Annotated in this window: 8 protein-coding genes; 2 read left to right on the top strand and 6 right to left on the bottom strand. The window is 49.4% G+C overall.

Annotation, left to right across the window (positions count from 1 at the left end; translation table 11 throughout):
* A partial coding sequence (locus ACO6V1_RS20430; protein WP_422468267.1) for a hypothetical protein occupies positions 1–262 on the bottom strand: 262 nt, incomplete at its 3' end.
* A 138-nt stretch (positions 263–400) separates the two neighbouring features.
* Positions 401–1,267 carry a cation diffusion facilitator family transporter gene (locus ACO6V1_RS20425; RefSeq protein WP_422468265.1) on the bottom strand — a complete coding sequence of 289 codons (867 nt, stop codon included), beginning with the start codon at positions 1,265–1,267 and terminating at the stop codon, positions 401–403.
* 431 nt (positions 1,268–1,698) lie between these two features.
* On the opposite strand from ACO6V1_RS20425, the gene ACO6V1_RS20420 reads away from it, so the two are divergent.
* Entirely contained in the window at positions 1,699–1,995 is a 297-nt protein-coding gene (locus ACO6V1_RS20420) for a cold shock domain-containing protein (protein ID WP_269675240.1), read from the top strand.
* 342 nt (positions 1,996–2,337) lie between these two features.
* Positions 2,338–3,021 carry a DUF2726 domain-containing protein gene (locus ACO6V1_RS20415; RefSeq protein WP_422450415.1) on the top strand — a complete coding sequence of 228 codons (684 nt, stop codon included), beginning with the start codon at positions 2,338–2,340 and terminating at the stop codon, positions 3,019–3,021.
* A 45-nt stretch (positions 3,022–3,066) separates the two neighbouring features.
* Here the strand turns inward: ACO6V1_RS20415 and glgB are convergent, their stop codons facing one another.
* The 4 genes from glgB to pgm form a co-directional block, all read right to left on the bottom strand.
* A complete protein-coding gene (glgB, locus tag ACO6V1_RS20410; protein ID WP_422450414.1) occupies positions 3,067–5,295 on the bottom strand; it encodes a 1,4-alpha-glucan branching protein GlgB in 2,229 nt (742 codons plus the stop codon).
* 368 nt (positions 5,296–5,663) lie between these two features.
* Positions 5,664–7,115, bottom strand: coding sequence for a glycogen synthase (locus ACO6V1_RS20405; protein WP_422468263.1), 1,452 nt, complete (start codon positions 7,113–7,115; stop codon positions 5,664–5,666).
* A complete protein-coding gene (glgC, locus tag ACO6V1_RS20400; protein ID WP_422468261.1) occupies positions 7,105–8,328 on the bottom strand; it encodes a glucose-1-phosphate adenylyltransferase in 1,224 nt (407 codons plus the stop codon). Before glgC ends, ACO6V1_RS20405 begins: the two co-directional genes overlap by 11 nt.
* 174 nt (positions 8,329–8,502) lie before the next feature.
* Complete coding sequence (gene pgm, locus ACO6V1_RS20395; RefSeq protein WP_422468259.1) at positions 8,503–10,146, bottom strand: phosphoglucomutase (alpha-D-glucose-1,6-bisphosphate-dependent); 1,644 nt, start codon at positions 10,144–10,146, stop codon at positions 8,503–8,505.
* Positions 10,147–10,211: the final 65 nt, after the last annotated feature.

The following is a 10,211-nucleotide window of genomic DNA, read 5'->3' as shown; positions in this document are numbered from 1 at the left end:
GAGCGCAGGCACCAGAATCTTTTTCCGGGTTACTCAAATTGAAGGATTTCGTACCTTGCTGGTGCTCCGACCTTGTGCACATACGCTCTGCGATACGCTCAACCGCCTCATGGTCCTTGCCCCGCAGGAAACTGTCAATCTCGCTTAAACTGATCATCCAGCGATCAAACTTTACCGGGGCTGCGCTGGCGCTTTCTCTCTCTTGATCGCCATGGCATTGAGGCTGGAACACAGCTGTGCTTTTGGCAGAAATTGATGGCACATTCATAGCCAGTTATCCCCTAGACTCTATGGTTCAACATTAGAGTTAAGAGTTTTGCCACAAGATAAAGTTCAAACATGGGATTAGACCATTTAATTATTTCGTGACAATTTATCACCAAAGGCCATGGTTTTGATGTTAGATACGACGGCTGGTTTTTGTTTCCAGAGTCGTATGATTAATACAGAACTGGTGCCGTAACGCCACCCGGATTTTTCGTTTAATCGTTTCAGGCTCCGCGCCATTCAAAAGGATTCTGCCTTCAAAGAAGATCTTTTTATCATCCAGCTGCCAGACGTGCATGCACCCTACTCTTTTTACCCCCTCAATGCTTTCCAGGGCCGCCCTGATCTGTTCAATATCGATGCCGCCCGGAACCCCCTGCATAAGAATAATAATGCAGCGTCTCAACAGAATTGCGCCATTAAAGATCACGTAGACTGATATCCCGATGGTGGCTATCACATCAAAAATATAGAGCTGGTAGTTGATGATCAGCACACCCGCTACGATGACTACCAGGGAAGCAACCGCATCGGAAGCACTGTGAATAAAGACCGCATTGATATTGATATCGCTTCTGGCTCCAGCCTTGAAAGTCAGCAGCGATGTGGTGATGTTAACCAGAAGGGCAACACCGGCAACCGACAGCACAATCCAGCCATCAACTTCCCTGGGGTAAAAAAACTTACCTGTGGCCTCACAGATCAGATACCCCCCCACCACCAGTAAAAATACACTGTTTATTAAAGCCCCGAGAATATCTGCCCTTTTGTATCCGTAGGTCATGTGTTTATCTGCTGACTTGCAACCTATTCGCCTGGCAATGACAGCAACCAGAATTGCACCGGCATCACCCAGGTTATGCAGCGAGTCTGCGATCAGGGAGAGGCTTCCGGCAACGCTTCCCCCAACGACCTGAACACCACTCAGGAAAAGCTTGATAAGCAGGGCAAGGATCAGCTTTCCATCACCAACGGAATCATAATCATTATGCTGGTCCATGGAGGTTTACTCACCATATCCAGAGGCTTTAATTGTAGCCTTTTGTGCTGATACAGCTGAAAATAACCACAGCCTCCTCTCTATAAAAAGTCACCTGTCGTACCTTATTGACCAGCGTGTGCGAGCACAGACGTTGCTCCATGCACAACACCCCACCAATAAAAAACTGAAAAAGCCCGATATATCAGCAGATAAAGCCTGAACAGGGCTATTAAAAGCACAATTTATGATGTTATATTGTAAGTTCCCTTTTCTGGAAATCTGTGGTTCAGTTCCATTTATCGAGATGGATTTCAACATAGGTAAAGGGAACAAAGTGGCAAGGACGACACTTTTTATGAATAACCATAAAAAAATGCCAAAAAATAAAACAACAAGGGTTGCAGTTTCCCAGCAGTTCCTTCAATGTAATATTTAAGGATTCAAGCTGTATGGAAGCGACCAAGAAGGAAATGGAAGCTATGCTGGTAGGTACAGTCAAGTGGTTTAATAACCCCAAAGGGTATGGATTTATCCAGGCGCAGGAAGCGACAGAGAATCAGGATGTTCTCATTCATTACTCTGTCATTGATATGGACGGCTTTAAAACACTGAAAGCAGGCCAGGTTGTCAGCTTTGAGATTGGCCATGGTCCCAAAGGTCTTATCGCCACGAAAGTCGTACCCGACAACGGTAATGGCACTGAAAGCACTCAGAGTGCTACTCAGGAAGAGTCATTCCCGGTTTAAACTGGTGCCAGGCCACCCGAATACTCTTTTGCCAGATAGCCTTGTGTCACTCTCCACAGTGCTACACATTGTGGAGAAACACCTATTATGACAAAAGAATATTTGTTGCTATTATTTCCAGTCACTCTTTTATAAAAAGAATGTCTGGATGATCAGGACTGCTCTTTTCCGGTTACCCATGCCGGTTAAAAACCACAAGTGCACTTTCTGCATCGCCAATGATTAGTCATACAGGTCTTCTCGTTCTCCAATACGTTTTCATGGGGTGGCCATTGTTGACGCTTTTGAAAGAGCCACGTTTTTATCAATCATTGACTCATAAATTCAAGACAAGGTAGTGCAGTGCTGCTGGACAGTTTTTCCCTCGTTGTTTCAGGCTCTTTGGTAGTATTTATTGCAGCGATTGCCTGGTTTCTATGGCTGACTTTCAGCCCTTTCAAAGCCAAACCCAACACCCCTCTTTTCGACCAGGATAAGCGTGCTTTTTTCGGTCAGCTGGATATTGCCGTTCGCAGTCACTTAATGGTTTTGCCTTCTTTGCCCGTTGGTGACGTTCTTGCAGCTGGCAGGTTCAGCCGGACCGCCATGGCACTGAATATCAAAAAAAACCGTCGATTTGACTTTGTGCTCTATCACCGCAAAAAGATGGAAATCTGTTGTGTGATCAACCTGATCCCCTACAACACAAAGTCCAACTCAAAAGAGTTCAAGATATTACGCCAGCTCTGTGAAGCGGCAGAACTGCCGTTACTGGAATATGATATGAAGCCCTGGCGGGATGTTACCGAATTGCGACGTACCGTTCTCGCCACCTGCGGATTTACCGAGGAAGGAACACCTGATTACGAACTCCCGACCCCAAGAGAAGCTATTGCCGAAGTCGAGACCATCGTTGATCCGCAATGCCCCAAATGCCATAGCCCCATGCAACTGCGAACGCTTAAAAAAGGTCATCAGGCAGGCTTGGAGTGCTGGGTATGCAGCACCTACCCAAGCTGCAAAGGTGCCAGAATGGTTCACTCGTGATCAACAGAACTGGCTACCAGATGTAGCCAGTTCCTTGAATCCAGATCAGGAGCACTTAAGGATCACGGTGGCCAAAGGCGGCAATGTCAGAGAAAGACTGTATGGCAAATGATGCATCGGGATTTCCTCAGTTTCAAGCAGCTCGCCGACTGAAACACCGCTGCCGCCAAAGCAGGTATTATCGGTGTTCAAAATTTCACAATAGCGACCAACCTCTGGAACACCAACGCGATAGCTGTCACGAACAACCGGCGTCAGGTTACAGATAACCTGTACTGAGTTCCCTTCATTATCATAGCGACGAAACACCAGCACACTCTGGCTCCTGTCATCCCCGGTGGTCCAGGCAAAACCTTCTGCCTTGAGATCCTGCTCAAACATCGCAGGCTCTGAGCCATGCAGCTGGTTAAGGGTTTTAACCAGCTTCTGAACCCCCACACTGAAACCCTCTGGATTGTCCAGCAAGCCCCAGTCCAGCTCAGCATTCTGATTCCACTCGTTATGGGTGCCCAGTTCAGTGCCCATAAAGAGCAGCTTTTTACCGGGATGCGCATACATAAATGCCAGGTAAGCCCTCAGGTTGGCAAAACGCTGCCAATCATCACCAGGCATACGGGTCAGAATAGTGCCCTTCCCATGAACGACTTCATCGTGGGACAGGGGTAGAACAAAATTTTCACTCCAGGCATAAACCGTACTGAACGTCATCTGCCCATGATGGTGCTGGCGATAGACAGGATCGAGTTTCATATACTCAAGCGTGTCATTCATCCATCCCATGTTCCATTTGAAGTCAAACCCAAGCCCACCGTCTGCAACCGCTTTGGAAACACCTGGCCAGCTGGTTGATTCCTCCGCAATAGTCATCACATCCGGGAATGCAGCGTGTACCTTCTCATTAAACTTCTTCAGGAAAGCCACGGCTTCAAGATTCTCATTACCACCATGAATATTGACCTCCCACTCACCTTGACCTCGTGAGTAATCCAGGTAGAGCATGGAGGCAACCGCGTCGACACGAAGGCCATCAATATGAAATTCATCCAGCCAGTAAAGGGCATTACTGATCAGAAAGTCCTGAACCCAGGGCTTGCCAAAATCATAAATACAGGTTTGCCAGTCAGGGTGCCAGCCACGACGAGGATCCGGATGCTCATAAAGTGAAGAGCCGTCAAACCTGGCCAGCCCATGCTCATCATTGGGAAAGTGCGCAGGCACCCAATCCAGAATGACACCAAGACCTTTCTGGTGACACTGATCAACAAAATAGCGGAAATCATCCGGCGAACCATAACGGCTACTGGACGCATAAAGACCAACCGGCTGATAACCCCAGGAATCAAACAGCGGATGCTCCGACACAGGCAGCAACTCAACATGCGTAAAGCCCATATCCATCACATAGGGAATCAGCTCATCGGCCAGTTCACGAAAGTTCAGGAAGTCACCGTTCTCTTTTCTTTTCCATGAGCCCGCATGGACTTCGTAGATAGAGAAGGGCTGCTCTTTATCTGCCTTGTCTTTTCTTTTACCCATCCACAGCTGGTCTTGCCAGGCATAGCTATCGACGCCCTGTACGACAGAAGCCAGTCCGGGCCACTGCTCAATATGGCGGGCGAACGGATCGGTTTTCTGTGGCAGCGAATTGCCGTGATAATCACGGATAGCGTATTTATACTGATCGCCAGCCTGAACGCCGGGCACAAACAGTCGCCAGATGCCATCATCCGCACTGGCCATTGGATGGAGCCGGTCATCCCAGCCATTAAAGCTTCCCACAATACTCACTGACCGGGCATAAGGCGCGTAAACCTTAAACAACACACCCTGTATATTCAGTTTGCTGTTGATCTTATGGGAGACCACCTGTGCCCCGAGGTGTCGATAAAGGCCATCCGACTCAATATCTGACTGGGCAAGAATATATTCCCCAAAACAGTATGGGTCATAAACCACAAAGCGGTGGCCATTTGCCCAATGGATCGCCAACTGATAAAGAAACGGCTTTTTTCTTCTGGACAGATGCAGCTCAAAGACACCAGCCTCATTGCGGCTCATTTCGCCAAGCAGCTTGCCGGTGTGGTGATCAAACACCTCGACCATGGTTGCATCCGGACGCCATACGCGAATGACCAGACCTTTTCCTTGCGGATGAGGATGCAACCCCAGCTGATCAAAAGGAGTTGCACACTGACTGTTAGCCAGATCCGCCACCACAGGCTTTATGGCAGCCTTTGGCGTTGATGATGTTTTGGAAGATACAGCGATATTCATAGTGTTGCTTTATTTCAGTGCAAAAATTGCCTGTCGACAAAACCAGACGGACTCCCGGGAAGACAGGGAAAACTTGTGTCTGGAAGACTGAGCACCTCAGCCTTCCGCCTTTCCTTCAAGATAAGCCACTCCGGGGCTTGTCGCTAGGAGGCTGACCGAGAATAGCGCCCATCTAGGCGACCCCGTAGCGAGGATGGCAGAAAATTGAGGATAAAAATTCGGTTTTGTGAGGTGAATAGCGGGGCTATTTGCCGAACAAAAGCGAATTTTTAGACCAATTTGCTGCCACCGTACGACTGCATGGATGCAGGAGCTAGAGCAACGCAGGAGCAGTTGCCGTGTAGGGCAGTCTATTTTCGGTCAGCCTCCTAGCCAACTGCAGCCCGATAAACCTCAAGGTAATCCAGGGCAGACTGCTCCCAGGTAAATGACTCATTCATGGCATTAACCACCAATCGACTCATCAGTTGCCCATCCTGATAAACGACATTGGTCTGATTAAGACAATGCAACAGGGCATCACTATCAGCCGAATCAAACATGAACCCGGTTGCCTCCCCGCCAGCTGAATTATAGCCTTTAACGGTGTCCACCAGCCCACCAACCGCCCGAACAATGGGCAGGGTACCGTACTTCATGCTGTACATCTGGTTAAGGCCGCAGGGCTCAAACAATGAAGGCATCAGGAAGAAATCAGAGCCTGCTTCAATCAGATGCGCCAGACGGTTGTCATAAGCCTTAACAAAGCGACACTTGTCGGGGAAGGCACTGACCAACCGGCTCAGCTCAGCGGCAATAGTCCGCTCACCTGCCCCCTGGAGTACAACCTGAACATCATCCTGCAAAAACTGCCACAGGGCTGGTATCAGATAAGTAAAACCTTTCTGCCCGGCAAGACGACTGACCAGCCCATACAGAGGTTTATCGGTGCTCACCGGTAACTGCAGTTGTTCCTGCAAAGCCTGCTTACAGACCGCCTTGCCAGAAAGATCATGCAGGGAGTAATTGGCTGGCAGCAAAACGTCTGTTCCAGGGTTCCACTGTTGATAATCACAGCCATTAAGAATACCGGAAAAATCCTGTTTTCTTCGCCCGATGATATAGGCAAGGCCATGAGATCCAAGATCTGTCTGGAGCTCTTCAGCATACCTTGGACTCACGGTAGTAATTTTATCAGCAAAGGCAATACCGCCCTTGAGCAGATTAATATGCCCATGGTCTTCAAAAAAATCCGGGGTATACCAGTGGTGATCGATCCCCAACACGTCCAGTAAAGCACGGTCAGTATGCTGTTGATAGGCACCATTGTGAATGGTCAGGACAGTCCGTGTATCAGCAAAGAAAGCATTGCCAGACTCATGGGTTTTCAGGTAGTAAGGCAGAAGTGCTGACTGCCAGTCATGGCCATGAATAATATCCGGCTTAAAGCTTAAAATCCGGCAGACCTGAAGTGCCGCTTTACAAAAAAAAGCAAATCGCTCAGTGTTATCACCAAAACCTTCACCCTCATGGGTGTAGAGACCACTGCGGTCAAAGTAATGGTTATGCTCAATCAGGTAAACAGGGACACCTTCAAACGTTCCCTGTCTTATGGCAAAACCCATTTTTCCCTGTGAGCCGAGACAAACTTCTCCAGCTCCGGCAACATCCGTTGTCAACGCTTCCAGAGCCTGACGGTAGGCGGGCATAATCACCCGGACATCATTTCCGAGCTTGCGCATCCAGGGCCCGAGAGCGCCGGCCACATCGGCCAGCCCTCCGGTTTTGACAATACCTGCCAGCTCTGATACCGCAAAAAGTATGTTTAAATCAGAACCCAACTTTTGCTCCTCTGGGAATAACCACCAGACCAGAATCAGTGACCTTGAAGCGTTTAAGATCCTCTTCACGATCAACACCGATGCGGGTTCCCGGTGCAATTTCTACACGCTTATCCACAATAACCCGGTTCAATACGACATCTTCACCGATGGTGACATTGGGAAGAATAACCGATTCAGATATGTGAGTATTGTCGCCAATTTTGACGTTGTAACCCACCACACTGCGATGCATATAAATGTCATAGAATACGCAACCCACACCCACCATGGAGTTGTTGATCTGACCTTTACGCTCTTCACGATCAAAAGCGATCAGGGCCGGGGGATAGGGGGGAATATAGGTACGAATCGGCCAGTCCTGATTATGCAGGTCGATGGGCGGTTCACTGGTCAGCAGATCCATATTCGCTTCCCAGAATGAATCAATGGTACCTACATCGCGCCAATAGCCGTTGTTTTTGCCCCCGGGAACTGTATTTCCGGAGAAGTCATACACCATGACTTTTGCCCGTGGGTAAAGGGATGGAATGATGTTTTTGCCAAAATCGTGGTCAGACCCTTCATTGGCGTGATCATCCAGCAGCTCTTGCACCAGACACTCTTTGGTGAATACATAATTCCCCATTGAAGCCAGCACAAAGTCCGGATTGCCGGGAATGGTCTTCACATCATCCTTTGGCTTTTCGGCAAAACCGATCATACGACCATCTTCATCAACCTCGATTATACCGAAGTGATGGGCCTGATTAACCGGTACGGGAATCGCCGCAACGGTCAAGTCAGCACTGTGCTGCTGGTGATACTGAACCATATCCCGCACATCCAGGGTGTAGATATGATCACCACCAAAGACACAAACCAGATCGGGGTTGTGCGACTCAATGTGATTCAGGTTTTGATACACCGCATCCGCGGTGCCCTGATACCAGTCACTGCCGGTATTCATCTGGGCTGGCAGCGTATCAATAAACTTATCCGCCAGACCGGCAATACGCCAGCAACGTTGCAGGTGTTTGCTCAGTGAGTGCGACTTGAACTGAGTAATCAGATAAATCTTGTGAAGATCGGAATTCACAAAATTACTCAGCACAAAGTCGATGATTCGATATTGTCCGCCAAAAGGAACCGCTGGCTTTGCTCTTATGCTCGTGAGTGGAGCAAGCCTGGACCCTACCCCTCCGGCCAGGATCATGGAAAGGACTGAAGCCATGGTCGATTTTCCTGTTTTATGCATTACGATCTGAAAGTATTAAGGTCAATCCCTGACCCATTCCGGGCCATTGCAAGCAATACCCCGAAAGAATCCCCCTCCTGCCGAAAGCCAGCCCCCCCCTATTGCCAGCCTCAGACAAAGCATTCCGATGTCAGGCTGATTCAGCTCACCTCAAACACCATTTGCCTTAAAGACTTCGGCGATAATCTCCTGAGCTTCACTCTGCAGATGGGAAAGGTGCTCTTTCCCTTCAAAGCTTTCAGCATAAATCTTATAAACGGCTTCGGTTCCGGAAGGTCTGGCTGCAAACCAGCCCCGCTCGGTAACCACTTTCAGACCGCCAATGGCGGCACCATTGCCAGGTGCGTGGGTTAAACGGGCAATGATAGGATCACCCGCCAGTTTTTCTGCTTTAACCTGTTCTGGACTCAATGCAGCAAGCACTTTCTTCTGGGCATCATTGGCTACAGCATCGAGCCGCTGATAAACCGGAGCACCGTATTTCCGGGTAAGCTCCTGATAATGTTCGCCAGGGTCACGCCCGGTAACGGCGGTAATTTCTGCCGCCAGCAGCGCCATGATGAAACCATCCTTATCGGTACACCAGGTATTACTATCCCGGCGCAGGAAACAGGCTCCGGCACTCTCTTCGCCGCCAAATGCCATAGTGCCTGCTGAGAGACCATCAACAAACCACTTAAACCCGACCGGAACTTCAGTAACGGTACGACCCAGACCATTGGCGACACGATCAATCATGGCACTGGAAACCAGCGTCTTACCGATAGTCGCCTCTGGTGACCATTGCGGACGGTGGGTATAGAGATACTGGATGGCGACAGCCAGATAGTGGTTTGGATTCAGCAATCCATGACCACGGGTCACAATACCGTGGCGATCAAAGTCCGGGTCATTCCCGAAAGCAATAGCAAAGTCATCTTTGAGGTTGATCAGTCCGGCCATGGCGGAGGAGGATGAACAGTCCATACGGATCCGGCCATCCTTATCAAGGTGCATAAACGAAAAGGTCGGATCAATTTTCTTGCTGACCAGCGTCAGGTCAAGACCATAACGATCCGCAACAGGTGCCCAATAGTGCAAACCTGAACCGCCCAGAGGATCAACACCAATGCTCAGTTTAGCGTTGGCAATGGCCGCCATATCCAGCACATTTTCCAGGTCATTCACATAAGGCGTAACGAAGTCATACTTGTGAACCTTGCCGGATCTTAGCGCCTGTTCAAAAGAGATTCTTTTAACGCCAGACAGGTTTTCACCGATCAGCTCATTGGCCCGTTTTTCCACCCAGCCGGTAATATCACTACCTGCCGGGCCACCATGGGGCGGGTTATATTTAAAACCGCCATCTTCCGGTGGATTGTGGGAAGGGGTGATGACCACCCCGTCCGCCAGCTTGCTGTGACAGCGATTATAGGAAACGATGGCATGGGAGATAACCGGCGTTGGCGTATAGCCACGCTCCTGATCGATCATGACATCCAGGCCATTGGCAACAAACACTTCCACAGCACTGATTAACGCCGACTCAGAAAGCGCATGGGTATCCATGCCAACAAAAACAGGGCCTTCTATTCCCTGCGCACGACGATATTCACAGATTGCCTGACTGATCGCCAGAATATGGGCTTCATTGAACGAACCATTGGCAGACGTGCCACGATGACCCGATGTGCCAAAAGCGACACGCTGACTGCTTTCTGCCTGATCGGGCCGTATCGTGTAATAGTCACTGACCAGTCGGGGAATATTAACCAGAAGATCATCGGTTGCGGGTTGGCCTGCGAGGGGGTGCATGGCGGTTCCTCATTAGTAAAAATGGCAGAAAATGCCCTGGGAGCCTGTCGGACTTAAGCGTCCGT

The sequence above is a fragment of the Endozoicomonas sp. ALC013 genome, assembly GCF_049310205.1.
Classification (GTDB): Bacteria; Pseudomonadota; Gammaproteobacteria; order Pseudomonadales; family Endozoicomonadaceae; genus Endozoicomonas.
Note: the sequence above shows the minus strand (reverse complement) of the source record. Positions and strands in the feature narration are given on the sequence as shown.